The 24,660-nt window shown below is 73.7% G+C and carries 22 protein-coding genes; 5 read left to right on the top strand and 17 right to left on the bottom strand.

All coding sequences use genetic code 11. The features are described 5' to 3' along the window. Nucleotides 1–21 precede the first annotated feature (21 nt). Complete coding sequence (locus AOM02_RS14545; protein WP_062298462.1) at nucleotides 22–447, top strand: hypothetical protein; 426 nt, start codon at nucleotides 22–24, stop codon at nucleotides 445–447. Here the strand turns inward: AOM02_RS14545 and AOM02_RS07745 are convergent. From AOM02_RS07745 to AOM02_RS14290, 5 genes are all read right to left on the bottom strand, one after another. Continuing rightward, complete coding sequence (locus tag AOM02_RS07745) at nucleotides 419–1,651, bottom strand: cell division protein PerM (protein ID WP_062298460.1); 1,233 nt, start codon at nucleotides 1,649–1,651, stop codon at nucleotides 419–421. The genes AOM02_RS14545 and AOM02_RS07745 overlap by 29 nt on opposite strands. A gap of 143 nt (nucleotides 1,652–1,794) precedes the next feature. Then, nucleotides 1,795–2,676, bottom strand: a complete 882-nt coding sequence (sucD, locus tag AOM02_RS07740) for a succinate--CoA ligase subunit alpha (RefSeq protein WP_062298457.1) — start codon at nucleotides 2,674–2,676, stop codon at nucleotides 1,795–1,797. A gap of 10 nt (nucleotides 2,677–2,686) precedes the next feature. Then, on the bottom strand, nucleotides 2,687–3,856 hold the full coding sequence (gene sucC, locus AOM02_RS07735) for an ADP-forming succinate--CoA ligase subunit beta (protein WP_062298455.1): 1,170 nt from the start codon (nucleotides 3,854–3,856) through the stop codon (nucleotides 2,687–2,689). A gap of 124 nt (nucleotides 3,857–3,980) precedes the next feature. After that, nucleotides 3,981–4,631 carry a response regulator transcription factor gene (locus AOM02_RS07730; protein WP_062298453.1) on the bottom strand — a complete coding sequence of 217 codons (651 nt, stop codon included), beginning with the start codon at nucleotides 4,629–4,631 and terminating at the stop codon, nucleotides 3,981–3,983. After that, entirely contained in the window at nucleotides 4,628–5,998 is a 1,371-nt protein-coding gene (locus AOM02_RS14290) for a sensor histidine kinase (RefSeq protein WP_062298450.1), read from the bottom strand. The genes AOM02_RS07730 and AOM02_RS14290 overlap by 4 nt, the downstream gene beginning before the upstream one ends. A 217-nt stretch (nucleotides 5,999–6,215) precedes the next feature. Between AOM02_RS14290 and AOM02_RS07720 the strand changes: the two genes are divergently transcribed. After that, complete coding sequence (locus AOM02_RS07720; protein WP_062298448.1) at nucleotides 6,216–8,387, top strand: MMPL family transporter; 2,172 nt, start codon at nucleotides 6,216–6,218, stop codon at nucleotides 8,385–8,387. Between the two features lie 62 nt (nucleotides 8,388–8,449). On the opposite strand, the gene AOM02_RS07715 is transcribed toward AOM02_RS07720, so the two are convergent. The 6 genes from AOM02_RS07715 to AOM02_RS07690 form a co-directional block, all read right to left on the bottom strand. Next, nucleotides 8,450–9,403 carry an L-lactate dehydrogenase gene (locus tag AOM02_RS07715; protein ID WP_062298445.1) on the bottom strand — a complete coding sequence of 318 codons (954 nt, stop codon included), beginning with the start codon at nucleotides 9,401–9,403 and terminating at the stop codon, nucleotides 8,450–8,452. Nucleotides 9,404–9,556: 153 nt separating this feature from the next. Next, nucleotides 9,557–10,186 (bottom strand): hypothetical protein, encoded by a 630-nt coding sequence (locus tag AOM02_RS07710; RefSeq protein WP_169746612.1) that lies wholly within the window; start codon nucleotides 10,184–10,186, stop codon nucleotides 9,557–9,559. Nucleotides 10,187–10,228: 42 nt separating this feature from the next. Then, complete coding sequence (locus tag AOM02_RS07705) at nucleotides 10,229–10,822, bottom strand: hypothetical protein (protein WP_062298440.1); 594 nt, start codon at nucleotides 10,820–10,822, stop codon at nucleotides 10,229–10,231. Nucleotides 10,823–10,864: 42 nt separating this feature from the next. After that, the gene (pcrA, locus tag AOM02_RS07700; RefSeq protein WP_082104954.1) at nucleotides 10,865–13,423 is read right to left on the bottom strand and encodes a DNA helicase PcrA; all 2,559 of its coding nucleotides are present in this window, start codon (nucleotides 13,421–13,423) and stop codon (nucleotides 10,865–10,867) included. Between the two features lie 172 nt (nucleotides 13,424–13,595). Beyond that, a complete protein-coding gene (locus AOM02_RS07695) occupies nucleotides 13,596–14,312 on the bottom strand; it encodes a hypothetical protein (protein WP_156156140.1) in 717 nt (238 codons plus the stop codon). Nucleotides 14,313–14,381: 69 nt separating this feature from the next. After that, nucleotides 14,382–15,851 (bottom strand): DEAD/DEAH box helicase, encoded by a 1,470-nt coding sequence (locus tag AOM02_RS07690; RefSeq protein ID WP_082104953.1) that lies wholly within the window; start codon nucleotides 15,849–15,851, stop codon nucleotides 14,382–14,384. A gap of 232 nt (nucleotides 15,852–16,083) precedes the next feature. Here AOM02_RS07690 and AOM02_RS07685 point away from each other — a divergent pair, with 232 nt between their 5' ends. Continuing rightward, the gene (locus tag AOM02_RS07685; protein ID WP_062298435.1) at nucleotides 16,084–16,773 is read left to right on the top strand and encodes a hypothetical protein; all 690 of its coding nucleotides are present in this window, start codon (nucleotides 16,084–16,086) and stop codon (nucleotides 16,771–16,773) included. A 15-nt stretch (nucleotides 16,774–16,788) separates the two neighbouring features. Here AOM02_RS07685 and AOM02_RS07680 read toward each other — a convergent pair whose 3' ends face one another. Together AOM02_RS07680 and AOM02_RS07675 are read right to left on the bottom strand one after the other, a co-directional pair. Further along, a complete protein-coding gene (locus tag AOM02_RS07680) occupies nucleotides 16,789–17,439 on the bottom strand; it encodes a response regulator (protein ID WP_062298433.1) in 651 nt (216 codons plus the stop codon). Beyond that, nucleotides 17,436–18,464 (bottom strand): sensor histidine kinase, encoded by a 1,029-nt coding sequence (locus AOM02_RS07675; RefSeq protein ID WP_062298430.1) that lies wholly within the window; start codon nucleotides 18,462–18,464, stop codon nucleotides 17,436–17,438. The genes AOM02_RS07680 and AOM02_RS07675 overlap by 4 nt, the downstream gene beginning before the upstream one ends. A 157-nt stretch (nucleotides 18,465–18,621) precedes the next feature. Between AOM02_RS07675 and AOM02_RS07670 the strand changes: the two genes are divergently transcribed. Then, nucleotides 18,622–20,277, top strand: coding sequence for a PspC domain-containing protein (locus AOM02_RS07670; RefSeq protein ID WP_062298428.1), 1,656 nt, complete (start codon nucleotides 18,622–18,624; stop codon nucleotides 20,275–20,277). Further along, nucleotides 20,274–20,591 (top strand): hypothetical protein, encoded by a 318-nt coding sequence (locus tag AOM02_RS07665; RefSeq protein WP_062298426.1) that lies wholly within the window; start codon nucleotides 20,274–20,276, stop codon nucleotides 20,589–20,591. Before AOM02_RS07670 ends, AOM02_RS07665 begins: the two co-directional genes overlap by 4 nt. Before the next feature lie 148 nt (nucleotides 20,592–20,739). On the opposite strand, the gene guaA is transcribed toward AOM02_RS07665, so the two are convergent. From guaA to AOM02_RS07645, 4 genes are read right to left on the bottom strand one after another with little or no spacing between them, the layout of a single operon-like run. After that, complete coding sequence (gene guaA, locus AOM02_RS07660; RefSeq protein ID WP_062298423.1) at nucleotides 20,740–22,311, bottom strand: glutamine-hydrolyzing GMP synthase; 1,572 nt, start codon at nucleotides 22,309–22,311, stop codon at nucleotides 20,740–20,742. Beyond that, a complete protein-coding gene (locus AOM02_RS07655; RefSeq protein WP_228373044.1) occupies nucleotides 22,308–22,655 on the bottom strand; it encodes a DUF3817 domain-containing protein in 348 nt (115 codons plus the stop codon). The genes guaA and AOM02_RS07655 overlap by 4 nt, the downstream gene beginning before the upstream one ends. Continuing rightward, nucleotides 22,652–23,437, bottom strand: a complete 786-nt coding sequence (locus tag AOM02_RS07650; protein ID WP_062298418.1) for an SURF1 family protein — start codon at nucleotides 23,435–23,437, stop codon at nucleotides 22,652–22,654. Before AOM02_RS07650 ends, AOM02_RS07655 begins: the two co-directional genes overlap by 4 nt. Then, complete coding sequence (locus AOM02_RS07645; RefSeq protein ID WP_062298415.1) at nucleotides 23,434–24,606, bottom strand: GGDEF domain-containing protein; 1,173 nt, start codon at nucleotides 24,604–24,606, stop codon at nucleotides 23,434–23,436. The genes AOM02_RS07650 and AOM02_RS07645 overlap by 4 nt, the downstream gene beginning before the upstream one ends. Nucleotides 24,607–24,660: the final 54 nt, after the last annotated feature.

Below are 24,660 nucleotides of genomic sequence, written 5' to 3'. Positions count from 1 at the left end.
CACACCGACCGAGGGAGCCGCATGACGCCCACCCCCGACGCCGTGCCCGAGGTGGGTGCCGGCGCTCGCCGAGCCGTCCGCTGGAGCCTCGCGCTCCTCGCGGCGATGCTGCTCGTGCCGATGCTCGGGCCCACGTGGGGGCTGTCGGCGCTGGTGCTCGCACCCGCCGGGGCGGCCGCGATGATCACGGCGCTGGTGATGCTGCGCGGCGCGCGCCTGCCGATGCTCAAGGTCATGCTCGGGATCGGCATCGCGGTCTCCGGCGTGGCCCTGCTGTACGGCTTCGGGCTGGTGATCCTGCACGACCAGGTCCAGGCGCTGGTGGACTGCCAGGACCACGCGATCACGAACACCGCGCGCCAGGTCTGCCTCGACGAGTACGAGCAGTCCTACCTCGACCTGCTCGAGCAGTGGGGGCTCACCGTGCCCGGCCAGCTGGTTCCCTGACGGGCTCGGCGACGGGCTCCGGCGCATCGTCCCTGCGGACGGTCCCGCGCACCCACCGCCACAGCGCCGCCACGGCCCACACGAGGCCGTAGCCGGCGACCACCAGCGCGGTGCCGATCAGCGTGACGGGCACGATCTCCGCGCCCATCTGCTCGAGGCGGCCCGGCCCGCCGGAGCCGCGCGAGGCGGCGGTCAGGGCGGCGAGGCACGCCGCGACCACGGCGATCGCGACGCCGCCAGCGCGCGCCGAGACCCAGTCCAGGCCGATGCGGCGGCTCAGCGCCGCGCGGGCGAGCGCGGCGAGCACGACCACGACGAGCGGCGCCCACGTCCACCAGCCGCCCGAGCCCGACGGCAGCGCGCCCAGGAGCGGCAGCTGCGGGAGCGCGTCGGCGGTGAGCGTGTCGGGCGCGTAGAGCGAGCCGGTGCCGACCACGAAGCCGGGGCCGACGAGCCACGCGACCATCCAGCACACCATCGTGGGGACGTAGAGCGTCTCGACGAGCGCGAGCGCGCCCGCACCGAGCGGGTCCATCCGCAGGTCCGACGCGATGAGCGCGATGCGGTCCATGTTGAGCACGGCCCACGCGCCCCCCACCGCGGCGGCCGCGGCGACGATGAGCGCGACGGTGCCGAGCCCGAGCCGCAGGCCCGCGCGCACCTCGCCGGGGATCCGGTCGAGCAGGTGCAGCCGCGCGCCGTAGGCCCGCCAGATGCCGGTCGCCACGGCGGGCGCGGCGATAAGCGCCCCCACGAGCGCGGCACGCAGGGCGTTGGCCTCGCGCGCGCCGTCGGGGCTGCCGAGCCAGCCGATGAGCGCCGCGCCGCCCGCGAACGAGGCGACGCCGAGCGCCCAGCTGGTCCACGTCTTCACGGCGAACCGTCGCGCCACGGCGGCGAGGATCGCGGCGCTGACCAGGGGCATGCCGAGGGGCACGAGGCTGAGGGTCGCGCCCGCGAACGCGACGGGGACGCCATGGCCGAGCAGCCACACGCTCGTGGCGACGGTGGCCGCGCCGGGCCAGTCGACGGCCGCGGAGCCGTCGAGGCTGGGCGCGCCGGCGACGGCCGCGAGCGCGGGCGCGAGGACGACCAGGTAGGACAGCACCACCGCCTGCGCCCCCGTGAGCAGGCCTCCGGCCCAGCCGGGCAGCGCCGCGCGCAGGCGGTCGAGGCGCGCGGGGCGGGAGGTCTCGGCGGGCATGGCATCCATGGTCGCCGCTGGGATGCACGATGCGCGGGACCGCCACGCGCCCGGCTCGCGTCGACACCCGGGAGACGAGGACGGGGCCCCGACGCTCGCGCGTCGAGGCCCCGCATCGTCCGCCCCCGAGGGAGCGGGAAGGATCAGGCCGTGAGGATCTCCCGCATGAGGCGAGCGGTCTCGGACGGCGTCTTGCCGACCTTCACGCCCGCGGCCTCGAGGGCCTCCTTCTTCGCCTGCGCGGTGCCCGCCGAGCCCGACACGATGGCACCCGCGTGGCCCATGGTCTTGCCCTCGGGCGCCTCGAAGCCGGCCACGTAGCCGACGACCGGCTTGGTGACGTGCTCCTGGATGTAGGCCGCCGCGCGCTCCTCGGCGTCGCCGCCGATCTCGCCGATCATGACGATCGCCGCGGTGTCGGGGTCGTTCTCGAACGCCTCGAGGCAGTCGATGTGGGTTGTGCCGACGATCGGGTCGCCGCCGATGCCCACGCAGGTCGAGAAGCCGAGGTCCCGCAGCTCGAACATCATCTGGTAGGTCAGCGTGCCCGACTTCGACACGAGGCCGATCTTGCCGGGGCCCGTGATGTTCGCGGGCGTGATGCCCACGTTGGACTGGCCGGGGGTGATGAGGCCGGGGCAGTTCGGGCCGATCAGGCGCGTGCCCTTGGACTGCGCGTACGCGAAGAACTCGGCGGTGTCGGCGACGGGGACGCCCTCGGTGATGATGACGACGAGCGGCATCCCGGCGTCGACGGCCTCCATGACGGCGGCCTTGGTGAACGGCGGCGGCACGAACAGCACCGACACGTCGGCGCCGGTGGCCTCCATCGCCTCGGCGACGGTGCCGAAGACCGGCGCGGTGTGGTCCCCGGGGAACTCGACGATGGCGCCGGCCTTGCGGGGGTTGACGCCGCCCACGACGTTGGTGCCGGACGCGAGCATGCGCTGGGTGTGCTTCATGCCCTCCGAGCCGGTCATGCCCTGGACGATGACCTTGGACTCTGCGGTGAGGAAGATGGCCATGTGTGTCTCCTTAGGCGGCCGCGGCGGCGAGCTCGGCGGCCTTGGCCGCGGCGCCGTCCATGGTGTCGACGATGGTCACGAGCGGGTGGGCGGCGTGCGCGAGGATCGCGCGGCCGTCCTCGACGGCGTTGCCGTCGAGGCGCACGACGAGCGGCTTGGTCGCCTTGTCGCCCAGCGCCTCGAGCGCGCCGACGATGCCGTCCGCCACCGCGACGCACGACGTGATGCCGCCGAAGACGTTGACGAAGACCGACTTCACTTGCGGGTCGTGGAGGATGACGTCGAGGCCGTTGGCCATCACCTCGGCCGAGGCGCCGCCGCCGATGTCGAGGAAGTTGGCGGGCTTCTGGCCGCCGAACTGCTCGCCGGCGTACGCGACCACGTCGAGCGTGGACATCACGAGCCCCGCGCCGTTGCCGATGATGCCGACGGAGCCGTCGAGCTTCACGTAGTTGAGGTTCATGTGCTTGGCCTTGGCCTCGAGCGGGTCCGCCGCGGCCTTGTCCTCGAGCGCCGCGTGGTCCGCGTGACGGAACTCGGCGTTCTCGTCGAGGGTGACCTTGCCGTCGAGCGCGATGATCGAGCCGTCCTCGGTGCGCACCAGGGGGTTGACCTCGACGAGCGTCGCGTCCTCGTTCTTGTAGACGGTCCAGAGCTTCTCGATCGCGTCGATTACGGCCTCGCGCAGGTCCGCGGGGAAGCCGGCGGTGTCGACGATCTCCTCGGCCTTGGCGCGGTCGATGCCCACCAGCGGGTCGACCGCGACCTTCGCGAGGGCGTCAGGGCGCTCGACGGCGAGCTGCTCGATCTCCATGCCGCCCTCGACGGAGCACATCGCGAGGTAGCGGCGCTCGGCGCGGTCCAGCAGCACGGAGAAGTAGAACTCCTCGGCGATCGCGGCGCCGGCCGCGATCATCACCTTGTGGACGGTGTGCCCCTTGATGTCCATGCCCAGGATCGCCTCGGCGTGCGCCTCGGCCTCCTCGGGCGTCTTGGCGACCTTCACGCCGCCCGCCTTGCCACGTCCCCCCACCTTCACCTGAGCCTTGACGACGACGATGCCGCCCAGCTGCTCGGCCGCGGCGCGTGCCTCGGCGGGGGTCTCGGCGACGATGCCGGGGAGCACGGGTACGCCGTGCTTCTCGAACATGTCGCGCGCCTGGTACTCGTACAGGTCCATGCACTGTCCTCACGCGAGAGTGCGCGCCCTCGTCGGCGCGCGGGTCCGATGGTGCAGGGCTCAGCCTACCCACGCGCCCGGCCCCGCCGGGACCATCGTCCCGGGAGAGCGCTCCCGCGACGGCTCAGCGTCGGTCCGAGGTCTCCCCCGGCAGCACGAAGCCGCTCTCATACGCGACGATGACCGCCTGCGTCCGGTCGCGCACCCCGAGCTTCATCAGGATCGACGCGACGTGCGACTTGACGGTCTCGACCGACACGAACAGCTCGGCGGCGATCTCGCCGTTCGACCGGCCGCGCGCCAACGCCCGCAGCACGTCCTCCTCGCGCTCCGACAGCTCGGGCAGCCGCTCGCCGCCGCGCGTCGCGAACCGCTCGATGACCGCGCGCGTCGACGCGGGGAACAGCAGCGACTCCCCCGAGGCGACCACGCGGATCGACTCGAGCAGCTCCGCGGGAGGGACCCGCTTGAGGACGAAGCCGGAGGCGCCGGCGCGCATCGCCTCGAACACGTACTCGTCGACCTCGAACGTGGTGAGCACGAGCACGCGGGTGGCGGAGCCGGACCCGACGATCTCGCGCGTCGCCGCCAGCCCGTCGACGCCGGGCATGCGGATGTCCATGAGCATGACGTCGGGGCGCTCCCGGGCCGCGAGCGCGACGGCCGCGGCGCCGTCGCCCGCCTCGCCGATCACGTCCCAGCCGTCCTCCGAGCTCACGATCGCGCGCAGGCCCATGCGCACCAGCGGGTCGTCGTCGACGATCGCCACCCTCATGCGCGCACCTCCTCACGCAGATCGTCCCATGCCGAGCCCGCGCCCGCGGGTCCCACCGTCGCCGACAGCGGCAGCAGCGCCCGCACCCGGTAGCCGCCGTCGGGCGTGGGCCCGATCGACGTGCGGCCGCCGAGCAGGGTGACGCGGTCACGCATGCCGGCCACGCCGCGGCTCGGACGAGGGGACGATGCGGCGGCCGGGTCGGCGCGGCCGCCGGCCGGGCGCGACGGCCCGTTCGCGACGTCGATCCCCAGCGCATCGTCCTCGTGGACGACGCGCACGCTCACCGGGGACCCGGGCGCGTGCCGCGCCGCGTTGGTGAGCGCCTCGCGGACGATGCCGAAGGCGGCGCGGCCGATCGCGGGCGGCACCGGCGAAGTGTCGACGTCCGCGTCGACCGCGATGCCCGCGTCGCGCGACGCGTCGATCAGCGCGGGGACATCGGCCAGGCCCGGCAACGGCGCGCGCTCGACGTGGTCGTCGCCGCGCAGCGTGGCGATGATGCGGTCGAGCTCGCCCATCGCCGCACGCCCGCGCTCCTCGATGTTGCGCAGCGCCTGGCGCGCGAACTCGGGGTCGCTGTCGAAGACGTGCGCCCCGGCGCCCGCCTGCACGATGTTCATGGTGATCATGTGGCCGATGCTGTCGTGGAGCTCCTGGTCGATCCGGACCTGCTCCTCGGCGAGCTGCGCGCGGGCCGTCGCCGCCTCGGCGATCTCGCGGTCGCACGGCCCGAGGGCCCACCGCGCGAGGATGCGGTGCAGCTCCGCCGTGCCCCGCACGATCCAGGCGGGCATGGGGAGCACCAGCACGATGAGCGGCGTGCCGACCGCGACCCAGAACGCCACAGTGTCCACCACGTCGGCCGCGGCGGGGTCCGTGCCGTAGTCCGCGACGTCGACCACGCCCACGAGATGCAGCACCGCCCACCCGACTGCGGCGAGCAACGACACCGGCACGACGGCCGCGACGATCGCGAGCGCGAAGCCGACGGGCCCGAGCACGATGCGCGCCACGATCCACGCGAACGTACGCCACGAGGACTGGTCGTGGAACGGTACGAGCGCGCGGCGGACGCGCCCGGCGTCCGCGGGAGCGCGCAGCGGGGCCGGCGGGCGGACCCCGGCGGCGAGCAGCCCGTTCGCCATGCCGCGCTCGAAGGCGCCCAGCGGGCGCATCGACGCCTGCACCGCGACGAGGATGAGCACGCCGATCCACACCACCGCGAGCCCGATGCCGAGCGCGTAGCCGGTGACGGCGTACACGAACAACGCGATCGAGACGGGCAGGCCGAGCAGGAGGTACAGCACCGCTTTCCAGGTGCGGGCCTCCCAGGTGGCGGCGAGGTAGCCGCGGATGACGTCCATGCGTCCATCGTGCCGTGCCGGCCGGCGGGACGTCCTCGCCCGCCCGGAGGGTTCCCCCTCCCCCGCGCGGGGGACGGTCCCGGCACCCTCCCCCATCCGGGCGAGCGGAGGTTCCCCCGCACGGCGTGCCCGAATCGTCCCTCAGCGGGCTGAGCGCAGGGGGGACGCCTGCCTAGCGTCGAATCAGCCGGGACTCCGGCCTGATCTGGGAGGAATCATGAACCTAGGCTTCACCGGGCGCATCGCCCGCACCGCGGCCGCCCGGCCGTGGGTGACCATCTCCGCCTGGCTCGTCGCGGTCGTCGCGGCGGTCATCGCGGCGGGAGGGCTCGGCGACGCCCTCACCCAGGACGACCGCCTGCTGGTCGCCACCGACTCCGAGCAGGCGGCCGCGCTCGACGAACGTCTCCGCGGCTCGGACGATGCGACGGTCTCCGAGACCATCGTGGTCACCGCGACGGACGCGCGCTTCGGCGACGCGGAGTTCACCGCGGTGGTCGACGACCTCGTCGCGGGCCTCGAGGCCACGCCCGGCGTGCTCGCCGTGGCCGCCCCGACCGCGGAACAGCCCGCGCCGGTCGCGGCCGACGGACGCTCGGCGCTCGTCACCGCGACGGTCGACCCCGGCGACGACTCCACGGCCGTCGCGCAGGCCATCCAGGACGTCACGGACGCGGCGACCGCGGAGGGCTTCGCGCTGCACAACGTGGGCGACGCGACCACGGAGCTCGCGTTCGGCGACCTCGCGGAGGACACGCTCGCGCGCGGCGAGCTGATCGGCATCGCGGTCGCGCTCGTCATCCTCGTGGTCGTGTTCGGCGCGCTCGTCGCTGCCGGCCTGCCGCTCCTGGTGGCGGTGGTGTCGATCGTCACCGCCGTGGGCGCGACCGCCATCATCGGTCAGGCCTTCGAGCTGTCGTTCTTCATCGTCAACATGATCACGATGATGGGCCTCGCGCTCGGCATCGACTACAGCCTCGTCGCGGTCCAGCGCTTCCGCGAGGAGCTGGCGCACGGGCGCACCGTCAGGGACGCCGTCGCGATCACCGGGTCCACCGCCAACCGAGCGGTGCTGTTCTCGGGCGTCACGGTGCTGATCTCGCTGCTCGGGCTGCTGCTCGTGCCGTCGACGATCATGCGCTCGCTCGGCGCGGGCGCGATCCTGGTCGCGATCATGTCGATCGTGTCGGCGCTCACGCTGCTGCCCGCGGTGCTGCGCCTGCTGGGCCACCGCGTCAACCGCGGCCGTGTCCCGACGGCGCACCCCGGCCGCGAGCCCCGCACGTGGACCGCGATCGCCCGCACCGTCACCGCCCGGCCCGCCGTCTCGGCCGTCGCGGGCCTGGGCCTGCTGGTCGCGCTCGCGCTGCCGATGCTGTCGATCCGTCTTGCGTTCCCCGGCCTCGAGTCGCTGCCGGCCGACAACGAGCTCCGCCAGGGCGTCGAGGTCCTCGTCGAGGACTACGGCCTCGGCCAGTCCTCGACCGTCATCGCGATCGAGGACGCGGGCGGCGCCGGCGGCGCCGTCGCGGACCTCGCGGACGCCGTCGAGGCGGACCCCGCCTACGCGGAGACCACCGTCGACTGGCGCGGCGGCACCGCGTTCATCGACACCCGCGACGTCTACGACGCCGCCGACCCGGCCGCCGCGGACGCCCTGCACCGCCTGCGCGACGACCTGGTGCCGGCGGCCCTGGACGGGACCGGCGCCACGGCGGTCGTGGGCGGCGGGCAGGCCGAGGCCGTCGACTTCACCTCGGTGATCGTCGACCACACCCCCGCGGTGATCGGGATGGTGCTGGGCGCGAGCTTCCTGCTCCTGCTCGTGGCGTTCCGGTCGCTCGCGATCCCGCTCACCGCGATCGCGCTCAACGTGATCTCGGCGGGCGCGGCGTTCGGCCTGCTGGTCGGGGTGTTCCAGCTCGGCTGGGGCGCGGACCTGCTGGGCTTCGCCCAGGTCGACGCGATCGCGCCGTGGATCCCGCTGTTCCTCTTCGCGGTGCTCTTCGGGCTGTCGATGGACTACCACGTGTTCCTCATCAGCCGCATCAAGGAGCGTCACGACGCGACCGGCGACACCCGCGACGCGGTGGTGTTCGGGCTGTCCCGCACGGGCTCCCTCATCACCGGGGCGGCGCTCATCATGGTCGCGGTGTTCCTCGGCTTCGCGCTGGGCGACCTCGCGGAGTTCCAGCAGATGGGCTTCGGTCTCGCGGCCGCCGTCATCATCGACGCGACCGTCGTGCGCACCATCCTCGTGCCGTCGCTCATGACGCTGCTGGGCCGGCACAACTGGACCCTGCCGTCGTGGCTCGGCTGGCTGCCGCGCCTCTCGGTCGAGGGACCCGCGCCGGAGGCGCCCCGCGACAAGGAGCTCGTGGGCGTGTGAGCCTCGCGCATACGACGATGCCCCGGCCGCCTCAGGCGACCGGGGCATCGTCCCGCGTGGACTCAGCCCACGCCGAAGCGGTTCGCCGTCTCCTTGATGGACCGCGCCGAGGCCTCAAGGAGCGCCATCTCCTCGGCGTCCATCGGGGTGGCGGCCTGGTGCTCGATGCCGTTGCGGCCGATCACGGCCGGCAGCGACATGCACACCTCGCCGACGTTCGGGTAGTCGATGAGCGTGGACACCGGCATGATGCGGCGCTGGTCGCCCAGCACGGCCTCGACGATGCGGGCGCCGGCGGCGCCGACCGCGTAGTTGGTCGCGCCCTTGCCCTCGATGATCGTGTACGCCGAGCGCATCACGTCGTGGTGGATGCGCTCGCGCACCTCCTGGGTCATCACGACCTCGCCGTCACGGCCGCGCCAGTCGAGCAGCGGCTGCCCGCCGATGGTCGCGGACGACCACAGCGCCACCTCGGAGTCGCCGTGCTCGCCCGCGATGTACGCGTGGACGTTGCCCACCGCGATGTCGCAGTAGGCGGCGATCTGGTGGCGCAGGCGGGAGGTGTCGAGCGCGGTGCCCGAGCCGAACATGCGGGACGGGTCCATGCCGGACTTCTTGATCGCGGCATAGGTCACCACGTCGACCGGGTTCGTCACGAGGATGTAGATGGCGTCGGGCGCGGCCTCCAGCAGGGGCGGCAGCACCTTGTCCATGAGCGAGATCGTCGCGCCCGCGAGGTCCATGCGGCTCTGGCCCGGCTGCTGCTTCGCGCCGGCCGTGATGACGACCACGTCGGAGTCCTCGACGACCCCCACGTCGTTCGAGCCGAGCACGGTCGCCTCGGGCATGAACTGGATGCCCTGCGCGAGGTCGAGCGCCTCCGCCTCGACCTTCGCCTTGTTGATGTCGTACAGCGCGACCGTGCGCGCGAATCCGCGCATCAGCCCTGCGTACGCGAGGGTCGCGCCCACCGCACCCGCGCCGACGATCGACACCTTCGAGGTCTTCGCCTCCATGCCACCCTCCCTGTGATCGGTCCAGGACGAGCCTAGTCCGGCCGCGCCCGGTCGTCTCCGCAAGTCACACATCCGACGCCTTGTGGGTACGCGGTCGTGCGGGGCGCGCCGATCACCGGTCGTCACGGGCGTGACTTGCGTCGGCGGAACGGCTCAGTCCGCGGACTCCAGGCACACCCGGAGGGGCAGGCCGCCGTCCGGCGCGGGCGCGTCGGAGGCCCCCGTGCCGCCCCGCGAGACCTGGACCTCTCCGGCGACGTCGAGGTCGATGCAGCCCCGCCGGTCCGCGTGGACCTCGCCGGGGAGCAACGAGTCGGAGAGCGAGATCCCGTCGGCGGGCTCGTCCGTCGCGAGCGTGAACCGCACCGCGTCGCCCCCGCAGCCGGTGACGTGATCCGCCTCCGGCAGCGTGAGGTCGTCGCCCGCGTCCTCGGGCCAGTCGGCGCAGTCGGAGTCCCCCATGAGCACGTACGCGCCGATGCGGTCCAGCTCGCCGTCGACGGGCTCGCAGCCGGCCGGCGCGGCCGCGGCGATCTCCACCGGGTCCGCGAGCGAGGTGTCGGCCCAGAGCCGCCACGGCAGCGCGGAGATCACGGGGCGCACCTCGCGCCCCGTGAGCGTCGCGTCGACCGCGACGCTCACGCATGCGCCCAGCTCCCGCGAGTCGAAGGTCCACGTGCCGGTCACGGGCGCCTCGGTCTCCTCGGCCGCGGGGAGCACCGGCACCGCCATCAGGGCGATCACGAGCGCGACGGCCACGCCGCCGACGAGCCACCACCGCATCGTGCCCCCCATCGATACCTGGGGGAACGCTAGCGCCGCGCGCTACGCGTTGTCGAGGTCCAGGCAGAGCTCGCCGGGCGCGAGCTCGGTCGCCGTGAGCCCGGCGTCGCCGACGAGCACCCCGAGCGTCGCGTAGACCTCCGTGCACCAGCGCGGGTCGCGCACCCACGCGTCGCCGAGCGGGAAGGCCGCGTCCTCCCACGCGACCCCCGCAGGCTCGCCCTCGGCGGGCGCGAGCGGGAACCGCAGCTCGGTGTCGTAGCACCGCACCGTCGGGAAGGGCGTCGCCTCGGCGAGATCCCACGCGCGGCAGTCGACCGGCCACAGGGACGCTGTGCCGCCCGCCGCCTCGAGCCCGTCGCCGCACGCGGGCTCGACGTCGAGGTCCAGCGCGACCTCGCTCGCCTCGATGCCCGTGACGTGGGACCGGCCGAGCAGGTCCACCAGCGGGGTGACGACCTCGGCGGAGAGCGCGGCCGTGAGGGTGACGGTGCCGCACACCCCGTCCTCGGTCCCCACCGGGACCACGACGGCCTGAGCGTCCGCGGCGACCGCCTCCGACCGCACGGGCAGGACCACGGCGATCACCGCGAGCGCGAGCACGGTCACCGCGCCCGCGAGAAGCCACCACCGCATCGTTCCCCCGTTCGATACCTGGGGGAACGCTAGCGGCGCCCGCTACAGCTTGTCGAGGCTGTTGAAGCGCAGCACCAGGCGCTTGACGTCGCCGCCGAAGTCGACCTTGACGACCGCGTTGCGGCCCACGCCCTCGGTGCCGACCACCTTGCCCATGCCGTGCTTGTCGTGGAGCACCCGCTCGCCGACCTCGAAGCCGATGTCGCCCGAGGCGACGCCGGGCGGGCTCGGCGGCACGCGGCGGGTCGTGACGGCCCCGGCGCGCGAGTACGTGTTGCCGTCCTCGCGGTCCTGGCTGCCGCCGTAGCCCATGCCCGACCACGCGCCCGACCGGGACGAGCCCCGATCGGAGCGCTCGCGCAGCGAGGACATGGTGATCGCGGCGCGCGTCCACTCCATCAGCTCGGCGGGGATCTCCTCGACGAACCGCGAGGCGCCGAAGTACTGGGGCGCACCCCAGCTCGAGCGCGCCTCGGCCCGCGTGAGGTACAGCCGCTCGCGGGCACGGGTGAGGCCCACGTACGCGAGGCGCCGCTCCTCCTCCATGTCCTTGGTGTCGCCCGACTCGATCGACCGCATGTGCGGGAACGTGCCGTCCTCCATGCCGGTGAGGAACACCACGGGGAACTCGAGCCCCTTCGCGGTGTGGAGGGTCATCATCGTGACGACGCCGCCGGTGCCGTCGGAGTCGGGGACCTGGTCCGCGTCAGCGACGAGCGCGACCTTCTCGAGGAAGTCCGCGAGGGTGCCCTCGGGGTTGTCCTCGGAGAACTCGCGGCCCACGGCGACGAGCTCCATGATGTTCTCGATGCGGCTCGCGTCCTGCGGGTCCTCGCTCTTGCGCAGGCTCGCGAGCAGGCCGGACCGGTCCGCGATCGCGTCGAGCACGCCGGCCGGGCCGTTGTCCTTCGCGAGCGCGCGCAGGTCGTCCATGAGGCGCACGAAGTCGCCGATCGCGCGCTCCGAGCGCGCCTGGAGCCCCGCATCGTCCAGCCGTCGCAGGGCCTTGCCGAAGCTGACGTCCTCGCCGGCGGCGACCAGCGTGCGGCGCACGCCCTCGACGGACTCGACGGCGGTGTCGCCGATGCCGCGCTTGGGCTCGTTGATGATGCGGCGGGTCGCGATGTCGTCGTCCTCGTTCACCACCGCGGCGAGGTACGCGAGCATGTCCTTGATCTCCTTGCGCTCGTAGAAGCGCGTGCCGCCGACCACCTTGTGGGGGATCTCGGCGCGGATGAAGCGCTCCTCGACGGCGCGGGACTGCGCGTTGGCGCGGTACATGATCGCGATGTCGTTGGGCTCGACGCCGTCCTCGTCGATGAGACGGCGGATCTCGGTGGCGATGTACTGCGCCTCGCCCTGCTCGGTGTCCGCGGCGTAGCCCTTGATCTTCTCGCCGGCGCCCGAGTCCGTCCACAGGTTCTTGGGCCGGCGATCCGAGTTGTTCTGGATGACCGTGTTCGCGGCGGTGAGGATGTTCTGGGTCGACCGGTAGTTCTGCTCGAGGCGCACGATGTGCGCGTTCGGGTAGTCCTTCTCGAACTCCATGATGTTGCGGATGGTGGCGCCGCGGAACGCGTAGATCGACTGGTCCGCGTCACCCACGACCGTGAGCTCGCCCGCCGGCAGCGACGCGTCGTCCGCCGGGCCCACGAGCTCGCGCACGAGCACGTACTGCGCGTGGTTGGTGTCCTGGTACTCGTCGACGAGGATGTGACGGAACCGCTCGCGGTAGGCACGCGCGACCTGCGGGTGGTGCTGGAGCAGGCCCACCGTCTTGACGATGATGTCGTCGAAGTCGACCGCGTTGGCCGCCTCAAGTCGGCGCTGGTAGAGCGGGTACGCGGTGGCCGCGGCGTGCTCGATCGAGAACTTGCTCGCCATGGAGGCGCCGGCGAGGGCGACCTCGGGGTCGATCAGCTCGTCCTTGAACTTGCCGATGCGGCCCAGCACGGCCTTGGGCGTGAACTTCTTGGGGTCGAGGTTCAGCTCCTTCATGACCAGCTTCATGAGGTTGACCGAGTCCGACGTGTCGTAGATCGAGAACGAGCTCGACAGCCCGGCCAGCTCGTGGTCGCGGCGCAGGATGCGCACGCACGCGCTGTGGAACGTCGACACCCACATGCCGCGCGCCTCGGGGCCGACGATGGCCTCGACGCGCTCGCGCATCTCCGCGGCGGCCTTGTTGGTGAAGGTGATCGCGAGGATCTGGTGGGGGCGCGCGCGGCCCGCCTCGAGCAGGTGCGCGATGCGGTGCGTGAGCACGCGGGTCTTGCCGGAGCCGGCGCCCGCCATGATGAGCAGCGCCTCGCCCTCATGGAGGACGGCCTCCGCCTGCGGCGGGTTCAGCCCCTCGACCAGGGACGATGCGCCGCGCGCGGGTCGGTTCGGGGCCGCGGCGGGACGGTGGTGCCCCGACAGGATCGGGGCCGGCGGGATCCAGGCGTCCTCCGGCTCGGGCTCGTAGTCGGGCTCCGGGGCGGGCTCGTGCTCCGGCTCGGGCCAGGGCTCGGGCTCGGGCGCGGGCGCGGCGGCCTCGGGCTCGGCGGGCGTGCGGGGCTGGGGCTCGCTGGAGCCGTCGAGATCGAAGAGCGCATCCATGACCCGGAAAGTCTAGGCGCTGGCGCCGACGCCGCGACCCTCCGCGTGCGCCTCTCCACACAGGATCGGCATCTCTCCACCGACGACCCCCGGTTCACGGCGGAAGTTGCATCGGCGAGCGTTCACATCCCGCACGCTGTGTGGAGGGGTGCACCGCGGGTGCACGGAGACGTCAGGCCTTGGGCGTCGTGCCGTACGTCTCGAGCGCGACGAGCGCCTCGTCGGCGGCCGCGCGCACCTCGGGATCGGGGTCGCCGTCGGCGAGCTGCAGCAGCGCGCGCCACACCCGCCGGTCGCTCACCGCCCGGCCCAGGCGCGCGAGCATGCCCTGGCAGCGTGCGTACGTGATGCGCCCCTCGGGGTCCTCGACCGTGACGAGGCAGTCGAGGTGCGGCGCGAGGTCGACGAGCATCTCGAGTGCCTCGTCGATCTCGCTCGCCTCGTCGGCCCCGGCGGCGACCGCGTCGGACGCCGTCGACGCGGGCTCGACGGCCGCGGGGTCCGGCGCGCGGTCCGGCACGGCGGCCAGCGCGACCGGCGGCACGGACACGACCGGCACCTCGCCGGACTGCCGCGGCAGCTGGATCACGTCGGGGTCGTCGATCTCCTCGCGCGCGAGGACCGCGGGCGCCACCCGCATCGGCAGGCCCGCGGAGGTGCGCTCGAAGGGACGGTCGGCCGCCGCGACCACCGGCATGGGCGGCTCGACGGGCCGGGGCGCGAGCGGACGGCTCTGCTGCTGGCGCACGGACCACGACCGCGCGTTCCAGTACTCATGCGCGCGGCTGCGTCGCGCCCGCCGTCCTACGAATCCCTCGTATGCGGGCGCGCCCGATCCGACCGCCGCAGCGGTCGTGCGCACCGGCCCCTCAGCCTCGTCGCCCCCCATGGGACCGAGAGTAGGACGACTCCCCGTGAGGGCACAACCCCCCAAAGGTACATACCAGGGATATCACCATTATCGCGAGCGGCGGCGCGACACGCCGGAGCCGCCGCGCGAGGAGAACGCGGCCGCGCCGCCGTTGCCGGACGACGAGGAGCCGCGCTGCGCCTGGCGCTGCGGACGCGCGCTCGACGCGGGGGCCGCGGACTTCCCGGCACCGGAGCCCTGCGCGGAGCCCGCGCCGGAGCGGCGGCGTCCGCCGCGACGACGGCCCGAGCGCACGGAGTCGCCGCCGGCCGACGAGCCGGCGGACGAGCCGGGACGCTGCGTCCGGGAGCGCTGGGCGGGCGCCGGGGCGGCGGAGGGCGCGACCGGCGCCGCGACCTCGCCGACGAGACGGACCACCTGCGGGGACGCGGCGCTCACGGCCTCGGGCCGGACGGTGATGCCGGCCTTGCGCAGGAGCTGCGAGGTCTCGCGGCGCTGCTCGGGCAGCACCACGGTGACGACGTCGCCCGCGGAGCCGGCGCGCGCCGTGCGGCCGGAGCGGTGGAGGTATGCCTTGTGCTCGGCCGGCGGGTCCACGTGGACCACGAGCTCGACGCCGTCGACGTGCACGCCGCGGGCCGCGACGTCCGTCGCGACGAGCACGCGGGCCTCGTCGCCGGCGAACGCGGCGAGGTTCCGGTCGCGCGCGTTCTGGGACAGGTTGCCGTGGAGGTCGACCGCGGGGATGCCGGCGGCCGTCAGCTGCTTGGCGAGCTTCTTCGCCTGGTGCTTGGTGCGGGTGAAGAGGATGCGGCGCGAGGTGCCCGAGGCGAGCATGTGGATGAGGTCGCGCTTCGCGTCGGCGCCCTCGGTGTGGAACACGTGGTGCGTCATCGCCTCGACGGGGCTGTCCGCCGGGTCGACCGCGTGCGTGACCGGGTCGGACAGGAAGCGCTTGACGAGCTTGTCCACGCCGTTGTCGAGCGTCGCGGAGAACAGGAGGCGCTGGCCGCGCTGCGGCGTCGCGTTCATGATGCGGGTCACGCCGGGCAGGAAGCCGAGGTCCGCCATGTGGTCGGCCTCGTCGAGAACGGTCACCTCGACGGCGTCGAGCGAGACGTGGCCCTGGCCCATGAGGTCCTCGAGGCGGCCGGGGCACGCGACGACGATCTCGACGCCGCGGTGCAGCGCCTGCTCCTGGCGGCGCTGGCTCACGCCGCCGAAGATCGTCGCGGTGCGCATGCCGTAGGCGGCCGCGAGAGGCGCGATGACGGCGTCGATCTGGGTGGCGAGCTCGCGCGTCGGCGCGAGGATGAGCGCGCGGGGACGGCCCGGCTTGGCGCGGCCGCCGCGCGCGCCGAGGCGCGCCGCGGTCGGGAGCGAGAACGCGAGGGTCTTGCCGGAGCCGGTACGGCCGCGGCCGAGGACGTCGCGGCCCGCGAGGGTGTCGGGCAGCGTGCCCACCTGGATGGGGAACGCGTGGGTCTTGCCGTCGCGCTCGAGGACGTCCGTCAGCTGGACGGGCACGCCGAGCTCGGCGAAGGTGGTGGAGGACATTCAGGTGCCTTTCGGGGCAGGGGCCGATGCGCGCGCCGCCCTGGCGGGCGAGGGCACCGGCGATGGTGGCGAAGGCGGAGGTGTCCGCTCTCGTTCGCCGAAGAGAATCTCTACAAGCCGCGCCGCCGGAAGGTCGGGCGCTGGCGAGAGGTCGAGGCAATCTGCGACGCAGGAGGACCGTGCTGGCCCTGCAAGTACCCCCAAGGGTAGCAGGGAGGAGCACAATCGCCTCATGACGGCGATCCCGGAGGGCGGCCGCGGCGAGCATCGCTGGCCCGCGGTGGTCGCGCTGCTCGTCGCGCTCGGCCTCTACCTCGCGCTCCCGTCGACGTTCCTGCCGGCGTTCCGCTACGCGGTGGTGGGGATCGGTCTGCTGCTCCTGATCCCGCTCCTCGTCGCCAACCCGGTGCGCCTCCATGTCCAGACGGCATGGACGCGCACGCTGTCGGTCTCGCAGGCGCTGCTGCTCGCGGCGGCGAACCAGGTCATGCTGGTGCAGCTGCTCGTGTCGCTCACCGAGCCGACCACGGGCTCGGGCTCGCGCGTGCTGGTGGCCGCCGCCCAGGTGTGGATCACCAACGTCATCGCGTTCGCGCTGCTGCTGTGGGAGCTCGACCGCGGCGGGCCGGTCGTGCGGCGCGCCCTCGAGCGCGGCGACGTGCCGGCCGCGGACATCAGGTTCGCGCAGGACGAGGACCACGACGCGATCGCCGAGGTGGCCGCCGCATCGTCCCTCCACGCGGGCTGGCGTCCGCGCTTCGGCGACTACCTCTACACGTCGCTGTCGAACTCGATGGCGTTCTCCGCCACCGACGCGATCCCGCTCTCCGGGCGCGCCAAGGCGCTCATGGGCCTGCAGGCCTTCTCGGGCTTCGTGCTGCTCGCGCTCGTGATCGCGCGGGCGGTGTCGCTGTTCCAGTGACGCGGCGGCCGCGTCCTAGACGATCCGCCGCTGCGCCGCCCAGTGCGCCAGCTCGTGCCGGTTCGACAGCTGGAGCTTGTGCAGCACCTTGCCCACGTGCGTCTCGACGGTCTTGATCGAGATGAACAGCTTCTCCGCGACCTCGCGGTACGTGTAGCCGCGCGCGATCAGCCGCATGACCTCCTGCTCGCGCTCGGTGAGCTTGTCGAGGTCCTCGTCGGCGGCCGCGACCTCGCCGCCCGCCGCGCCGAACGCGTCGAGCACGAAGCCGGCCAGGCGCGGCGAGAACACCGCGTCCCCGGTGGCGACGCGGCGCACCGCGTCGGAGAGGTCGGGCCCGGAGATGGACTTCGTGACGTAGCCGCGGGCGCCGGCGCGCACCGTCGCGACGACGTCCTCGGCCGCGTCGGAGACGGACAGGGCGAGGACGCGCGGCGCGCCGGGACGATGCAGGATCTCGGCGAGCACGTCGAGCGCCCCTCCCCCGGTGCCGCCGGGCAGGTGCACGTCGAGGATCACCACCTGCGGGGTGCGGGCACGGATCTCGGCGACGGCGGACTCGACGTCGCGGGCCTCGCCCACCACCTCGATGTCGTCGTCGAGGCTCTCGCGCACCCCCACACGGATGACGTCGTGGTCGTCGACGATCACCACGGACACGGTCATGGTCGTTCCTCTCGGGCCTCGGGCTGGACGGCGACCGCGACCTCGGTGCGGCCGCCGGGAGACGATGTGATGGTCGCGGAGCCGCCGAAGCGCTCGACGCGGCCGACGATGGACTCGCGGATCCCGAGGCGGCCCTCGGGGATCGCATCCGGGTCGAAGCCGGGGCCGCCGTCGCGCACGAAGGCCTCGAAGGCGCGCGGCGTGACCTCGGCGTACACGGCGTAGGGGCCCGTCGCGTGGCGGGCGGCGTTGGTGGCGGCCTCCGCGATCGCGCGGACCGCGCCGTGCAGCGCCGGCGTCGTCTGCGCGTCGCCCACCGTCACCAGCTCGATCTCGACGCCGTGGCGGTCCTCCACCTCGGCGATCGCCTCCGCGAGCGCGGTCGCGACCGACTCGGAGGTGCTGCGCCGCTCCTGGTAGAGGTACTGGCGCAGGTCGCGCTCCTGGGCGCGGGCGAGGCGCGCGACGGCCTCGGGGTCGTCGGCCCGCGCGCGGATCAGGGTGAGCGTCTGCAGCACGGAGTCGTGCAGGTGCGCCGCGATCTCCGCGCGCTCGAACTCGCGGACCCGCTGCTCGCGCTCGACCCGCACCTGGCGGATCAGCCGCAGCCACCACGGCGCGAGCAGCAGCGCGAGCCCCAGGACCACCGTGGCGGGGAGCACCACCGCGCGCACGAGCGGGTTCCACTCGGGGTCGGCGGCCGCGAACCACCACAGCGCGCCGACGGCGAGGCCGATGCCCGCGAGCATCCGCAGCCACGCGTCCCGGGAGAACAGGGCCACCACGTCCGGCCGCCGCGCGTCGAGCTGCACCGCGCTCTCGAGCGGGCTCCACACCAGGACCACGCCGACGACGAACACGAGCATCGGCAGCAGCCACCATGCGAGGTGCGCCCACTCGTACCGGTGGATGAGGAGGCTCGCGGCGATCGCGAGCAGCACGCCACCCAGCGAGGCGCGCCACCACTGCGCGGCCGGGGAGCGACGCTCCAGCGGCCGCGCGACACGGGGCGCCGGGGCGGTCATGGGTCCACCTTCGCACAGCGGCGGAGGGCGTCGCCTCGGCCGCGGGGACGATGCGGCGGGCACCCGGGCGCGGCCGAAGATCAGGGTCGAATCAGGGGGTTCCCTCATGGTGGCGCACCGGGTCGGGGGGCGAGACTCGAGGAAGAAGGAGGCAGCCATGACCGACCAGCAGACGCCGCCCACCGAGGCGCCGTTCTTCACCAGCATCCGCGGATGGGGCATCACCCGCGGCGACTCGCGCGTCCTCGGCGGCGTCGCGAGCGGGCTCGCCGAGCGGCTCGGCTGGTCGCTCGGCTGGACCCGCGTCGCCGTCGCCGCCGTCGCGCTCCTCACGCACGGCTTCGGCCTGCTCGCCTACGCCGCCGCGTGGGCCCTCCTGCCGGACCGGCAGGGCCGCATCATCGCGCAGGACTTCGGCCGCGGCGTCCCGAACGTGGGCGCGCTCATCGTCATCGGCATCCTCACCGTGCTCGGGCTCATCGGCCTCGGCGACGCCGGCGGCCCGTGGACCTGGGGCTGGGACGGAGGACCCGATCTGGGCGGCCCGCTCCGCACGGTCGCCGCGGTCCTCTCCGTGCTGATCCCGCTCGCGATCGTGGGCGGCGTGATCGCGTTGATCGTGGTGCTGGCCCGTCGCGGCCGCACGGGCTCGGCCCCGCGCCCCGACGGCGCGCCCCCGGTCTACGCGGTCCCGCCGGCGTGGGCCGCCGAGCGGCAGCGTCAGCGCGCCGAGGCCGCCGCGTACGCGGCCGAGGCAGGAGCCGCGGCGGGTGCCGCCGCGACCGCCGCGGGCGTCCAGGCCGCGCAGGCGGCGCAGGAGGCCGGTGCCGCCGCGCAGCAGGCCGCCCACACGGCGGCGCAGGCGGTGCCGACCTGGGGCCCGGCCCCGGCGGCCGGCGGACCCGTGCCCCCCGCGGCCGCCTACGCCCCTCCCCGCCCGCCGCGTCCCCCGCGCGTGCCGGGCCCCGGCACCCCGTTCTGGCTCCTCACCCTCGCGTGGCTGGTGCTGTCCGGCGCGGGCACCGCCTGGGCGACCTGGCAGGACCGGATCGTCGTGCACCCGCTGATCGCGTGGTTCGCGCTGTTCGTGACGGGCCTGGGCGTGATCCTCATGCTGGTCGCGCTCACCGGGCGTCGGCTCGGCTTCCTCGCCTTCCTGTCAGCGGTGCTCCTCGTGCCGGTCACCGCGATGATCATCGAGGCCGACAACATCCGCGACGGCTGGGCCGACCGCTACTTCCCCGAGATCCACGTCCAGCGCGACGGCGACCAGGTGACGCGCATCGAGATCGGCGACGGCAGCATCACCATCGGCGAGGACGGCGTGGTCATCGGCGACGACGGCCTCGCCATCGGGTCGGCACCGCCGAGCTCACCGGAGGCGACCGCGGCGACCGCCACGCCCGACGTCGAGCCGACCACGGACGCCACGCAGGAGCCCGCGCTCGTCGACGCCGTCGCCGAGCTCGAGGACACCTACTCGCTGCTGTTCGTCCCCTCGGCGTGCAGCGACGACGTGTCCGTCGCGGCTGACGGCGCGTCGCGCGGGCTCATCTCGACGCGTGGCCTCGACGGCGAGCGGACCGTGAAGCCGTCCGCGAATGTCACGACGCTCCGGATCGACGCCGGCACCGGGATCGCCATGGAGCTCGCCGACGACGAGGCCGTCCGTCTCGTGTGGGCGGACCGCGGCTTCGCCTGCCACGTGGCGCCGGGCGAGTCCTTCGCCGCCCTCAGCCTGAGCGACCCGCTCGTCACCGTGGACCCCACCACCGAGGTCCAGTACATCGTCATCGAGGAGGTCGCATCATGAGCGCCGACATCAAGCCCCGGCGCGGCGCCACCGAGCGCATCACCGGCATCATCTGGGGCGCCATCGTCACGGCGGCCGGCGCGTGCCTCATCGCCGCGCTCTCCGGCTACGCGATCGACCTCGAGCTCGTCGCGATCCTCGCGCTCGTCGCGCTCGGCGGGTGGCTGCTCTTCTCCGCGATCAGCGTCGCGATGCGCGACCGCCGCCGCGAGACGTGGCAGCCCCCGGTCGAGGCCGACGAGCCCGACGATGCGGCGCCCGTCGGGCCCGCCGACCCGCCCGGCACCGAGCCCGACCGTCGCAGCGATCCCTGATCGATCCGACGTGCGGGCCGGGAACGGCACGCCTGTCGGATCGATCGCCGATCGGTCCGACATGGAGGACGCCGGTGCGGGGCCCACAGCACGCCCGTGAGACACAGAGAGGGCCCCGCGCATCAGCGCGGGGCCCTCTCCGTTCAGCTCACTCCCACTCGATGGTGCCCGGCGGCTTGCTCGTCACGTCGAGCACCACGCGGTTGACCTCGACCACCTCGTTGGTGATGCGGTTGGAGATGTGCGCGAGCACGTCGTAGGGCACGCGCGACCAGTCGGCGGTCATGGCGTCCTCGGACGACACGGGGCGCAGCACCACGGGGTGGCCGTAGGTGCGGCCGTCGCCCTGGACGCCCACCGAGCGGACGTCCGCGAGCAGCACCACGGGGCACTGCCAGATGTCCTGGTCGAGGCCGGCCCTGGTGAGCTCCTCGCGCGCGATCGCGTCGGCGCGGCGCAGGATCTCGAGGCGCTCCCACGTGACCTCGCCGATGATGCGGATGCCCAGGCCGGGGCCCGGGAACGGCTGGCGGCCGACGATCTCCTCGGGGATCCCCAGCTCGCGGCCCACCGCGCGGACCTCGTCCTTGAACAGCGTGCGCAGCGGCTCGACGAGCGAGAACTGCAGGTCGTCGGGCAGGCCGCCGACGTTGTGGTGGCTCTTGATGTTGGCCGCGCCCTCGCCGCCGCCGGACTCGACGACGTCGGGGTACAGCGTGCCCTGCACGAGGAACTCGACCTGCTCGCCGTGCGCGCCGGCCTCCTCGACCACCTGACGGGCCGCGTCCTCGAACACGCGGATGAACTCGCGACCGATGATCTTGCGCTTCGTCTCGGGGTCCGAGACGCCCGCGAGCGCGGACAGGAAGCGCTCCTTCTCGTCGCGGATGATGAGGCGCACGCCGGTCGACGCGACGAAGTCCTTCTCGATCTGCTCGACCTCGCCCGCACGCATGAGGCCGTGGTCGACGTGGATGCACGTGAGCTGGTCGCCGACTGCCTTCTGCACGATCGCCGCGGCGACCGCGGAGTCCACGCCGCCGGACAGCGCGCAGATGACCAGCTTGTCGCCCACCTGGGCGCGGATCCGCTCGACCTGCTCGTCGATCACGTTCTCGCTGGTCCAGTCGGGCTGGAGGCCGGCCACGTTGTAGAGGAAGTTCTCGATCGCGTGCTGGCCCAGCGGCGAGTGCTTGACCTCGGGGTGCCACTGCACGCCGCACATGCGCTTGTCGAGGTTCTCGAAGGCCGCGACGGGCGCGCCCTCGGTGGTGGCGAGCACCTCGAAGCCGGGCGGCGCGGACTGGACCGAGTCGCCGTGGCTCATCCAGACCTCCTGGACGGCGGGGCTGCCCGCGAGCGCGGTGCCGGCCGTCCCGACCGAGGCCTGGGTGCGGCCGTACTCGCGCAGGCCGGTCTGGGCGACGGTGCCGCCCATGGCCTGCGCCATCGCCTGGAAGCCGTAACAGATGCCCATGACGGGCACGCCGGCGTCGAACAGCGCGGGGTCGATCGTCGGGGCGCCGGGCTCGTACACGGAGGACGGCCCGCCCGACAGGATCACCGCGGCGGGGTCCTTCGCGAGCATGTCGGCCGCGCTCATCGAGTGCGGGACGATCTCCGAGTAGACGTGCGCCTCACGCACGCGTCGCGCGATGAGCTGCGCGTACTGCGCGCCGCAGTCGACGACGAGGACGGGACGATGCTGCGTCTCGTTCACTTGGCCTCCTCCAGTCGGGCCGAGACCTCCGCGTGCACGCGGCGCTCGGCGAAGAACGACAGCAGCGGGACCACGCCGCCGGCCGCCATGTAGACGAGCCGGCCGAGGTCCCACCTCATCAGCATCCACAGCTGCGTCACGGTGACGAGGTAGACGATGAACACCCAGCCGTGCAGGATCGCGACGGGCCCGAGGATCGGGTCGAGCGTCTCCTTGACCCCCTCGAGGCCCGGGATGTAGCGCAGCAGCCCCACGAACACGATCATGAGCAGCGTTCCGGTGATGAACGCCATGACGCGGTAGCGGGACAGTGCCCCGGGGATCCTGCTCGAAGCGTCGCTCACGCCTGGTCCTCTCCGGTGTCGCGCGCATCGTCCGGGGTCTCCGGGTGCGCGCGTCCATTGTCCCGTATCCAGCGCATCGTGATGAACAGCGCGAAGGCCCCGAACAGCCACCACTCGAGCGCGTACGCCGCGGACCGGAAGTTGAGCTCGGTGGTGGGCGGCAGCGGCTCGAGCGCGGTCCACGTGTCGGTGCCCTCGTAGGAGACGAGCAGCGCGCTGTAGAGCGGCGCGGGCCAGTGCTGCGCGAGCTCCGACGTGGCCATCGCCGAGGCCCAGAAGGTCCCGTCCGCCGGCGCCACGTCCGGGGTGGACGATGCGGTGGACGCCTCGGGCGCCCGCAGGTAGCCCTCGAGGCTCACCTCGGTGCCCGGCGCATCGTCCGGTCCCGCGACGTCGCCCTCGGGGCGCCAGCCGACGACCACCGCGAGCGTGGCCTCCTCGCCGGTGCCGGTCTCGGAGGCGGGCACGGTGAGCGCGCGCACGAGCATCTCGGCGGCGACGCCGTCCACCTCGCGACCGGTGACGACCGCGGCGTCCTCGTCCGCCCACGTGCCGGTGACGGTGACCTGCCGCCCGTACGCGGTGCCGGCGCCCTGCGCGGGCGCGAGCACCTCGGCGAGCGGGACCGCGGGGTCGGGCTGCACCGTGCGACCCGTGGTCGAGGCGCGCGACCACTGCCACCAGCCCAGGGCGCCGCACACCCCGACCGCGAGCGTCGCGACGAGCACGGCCGTGAGCACGCGGCCCCAGAGGATGGCGCCGCGCGTGTCCTCCGCCGTCACCGGGTGCGCCGGATGATCGGCGTCGGGGCGGTGGGCGCGTCGTCGTACGGGCGCGTGCGGACGCGGTCGCGGCCCGCGAGCTTCGCGTCGTAGAGCGCGTCGTCCGCGCGCTTGACCACGCGGTGGCTCGCGCGGTCCGCGATCCCCTCGGAGACGCCGACGGACACCGTGACGCGATGGGTGTGGTCGCCGCATGCGACCGGGCTCTCCCCGACGATCCTTCTCATGCGCTCCATCATGACGGCTGCATCGGCCAGCGAGGTATCCGCGAGCACGACGATGAACTCCTCGCCGCCCCACCGGCCCAGCTGGTCGGTGACCCGGACCTGGCCGCGCAGGCGGTCGCCGAGCGCCGCCAGCACGCGGTCGCCGCACGCGTGCCCGTAGTCGTCGTTGAGCTGCTTGAAGCGGTCGAGGTCCGCGATCGCGACGGCGTACCTGCGGCCGTCGGCGGCCGCGAGCTCCTCGAGGCGCGCCATCACGGGGCGCCGGTTCGCGAGCCCGGTGAGCGGGTCCGTGTTCGCGAGGTACGCGGCGCGTTCCGCGAGCCTGCGGGCCTCGGCCTGCGCGACGCCGGCGCGATGCTGCGCGACCACCGACAGCACGAACATGAGCGTCGCGGTGCCCACCGCGTTGACGGCGAAGTCGGTGCCGACACGGTCGGCGACGGCGTAGGGGCCGAGCCCGGGCGCGGCGAGCTGCGCGAGCAGGAAGGCGCCTGCGGAGACGAGCACGAACAGCCAGCGCCACGCGCGCTGGCGGTCCGTGAACATGAGGAACACGAGCTGCGCCGCGGTGATGAGGTAGAGGTGATGGCCCGATCCCCACCCGAACATCACCGCCATGTAGAGGGTGCCGGCGGTGGCCACCGTGAGGTAGACGGCGGCGCCGAGGAGCTGATGACCGCGGGAGACCGCGACGAGCACCAGCGCGAACAGCGCCACGGAGACCCCGTTGAGCCACGGCAGCGGCCCGGAGGCGACCTCGGGCACGCCGACGTAGCGCACGGTGAACGCGAGCGTCGACACGATCGACAGCAGCGCGAACGTGTGGACGGTGCCGGCCGCGGAGCCCTCGGCGCCGGACAGGCCGCCGGCGCGGCGGTCGAAGAACCGCGACAGCAGGGCGGGCAGGCGCGACTCGCGCTGGATGCGCTCGTCACCCGCCATCGCCGCTCCCTCCCGTCGCGCGGCGGCGCGCTCGCAGGGGGAGATCGGCCTCAC

It is taken from the genome of Demequina maris (assembly GCF_000971155.1).
GTDB lineage: Bacteria > Actinomycetota > Actinomycetes > Actinomycetales > Demequinaceae > Demequina > Demequina maris.
The sequence above is the reverse complement of the archived record's forward strand: the minus strand, read 5'-3'. Positions and strand labels throughout refer to the sequence as shown.

Coding starts and splice junctions, on each gene's coding strand:
- sucC (WP_062298455.1), bottom strand. CDS start 3,856: ATGGACCTGTACGAGTACCAGGCGCGCGACATGTTCGAGAAGCACGGC.
- AOM02_RS07695 (WP_156156140.1), bottom strand. CDS start 14,312: ATGGGGGGCGACGAGGCTGAGGGGCCGGTGCGCACGACCGCTGCGGCG.
- AOM02_RS07665 (WP_062298426.1), top strand. CDS start 20,274: ATGAGCGCCGACATCAAGCCCCGGCGCGGCGCCACCGAGCGCATCACC.
- AOM02_RS07685 (WP_062298435.1), top strand. CDS start 16,084: ATGACGGCGATCCCGGAGGGCGGCCGCGGCGAGCATCGCTGGCCCGCG.
- pcrA (WP_082104954.1), bottom strand. CDS start 13,423: ATGGATGCGCTCTTCGATCTCGACGGCTCCAGCGAGCCCCAGCCCCGC.
- AOM02_RS07720 (WP_062298448.1), top strand. CDS start 6,216: ATGAACCTAGGCTTCACCGGGCGCATCGCCCGCACCGCGGCCGCCCGG.
- AOM02_RS07745 (WP_062298460.1), bottom strand. CDS start 1,651: ATGCCCGCCGAGACCTCCCGCCCCGCGCGCCTCGACCGCCTGCGCGCG.
- AOM02_RS14545 (WP_062298462.1), top strand. CDS start 22: ATGACGCCCACCCCCGACGCCGTGCCCGAGGTGGGTGCCGGCGCTCGC.
- AOM02_RS07705 (WP_062298440.1), bottom strand. CDS start 10,822: ATGCGGTGGTGGCTTCTCGCGGGCGCGGTGACCGTGCTCGCGCTCGCG.
- sucD (WP_062298457.1), bottom strand. CDS start 2,676: ATGGCCATCTTCCTCACCGCAGAGTCCAAGGTCATCGTCCAGGGCATG.
- AOM02_RS07680 (WP_062298433.1), bottom strand. CDS start 17,439: ATGACCGTGTCCGTGGTGATCGTCGACGACCACGACGTCATCCGTGTG.
- AOM02_RS07710 (WP_169746612.1), bottom strand. CDS start 10,186: ATGCGGTGGTGGCTCGTCGGCGGCGTGGCCGTCGCGCTCGTGATCGCC.
- AOM02_RS07730 (WP_062298453.1), bottom strand. CDS start 4,631: ATGAGGGTGGCGATCGTCGACGACGACCCGCTGGTGCGCATGGGCCTG.
- AOM02_RS07670 (WP_062298428.1), top strand. CDS start 18,622: ATGACCGACCAGCAGACGCCGCCCACCGAGGCGCCGTTCTTCACCAGC.
- AOM02_RS07675 (WP_062298430.1), bottom strand. CDS start 18,464: ATGACCGCCCCGGCGCCCCGTGTCGCGCGGCCGCTGGAGCGTCGCTCC.
- AOM02_RS14290 (WP_062298450.1), bottom strand. CDS start 5,998: ATGGACGTCATCCGCGGCTACCTCGCCGCCACCTGGGAGGCCCGCACC.
- AOM02_RS07715 (WP_062298445.1), bottom strand. CDS start 9,403: ATGGAGGCGAAGACCTCGAAGGTGTCGATCGTCGGCGCGGGTGCGGTG.
- AOM02_RS07690 (WP_082104953.1), bottom strand. CDS start 15,851: ATGTCCTCCACCACCTTCGCCGAGCTCGGCGTGCCCGTCCAGCTGACG.
- AOM02_RS07645 (WP_062298415.1), bottom strand. CDS start 24,606: ATGGCGGGTGACGAGCGCATCCAGCGCGAGTCGCGCCTGCCCGCCCTG.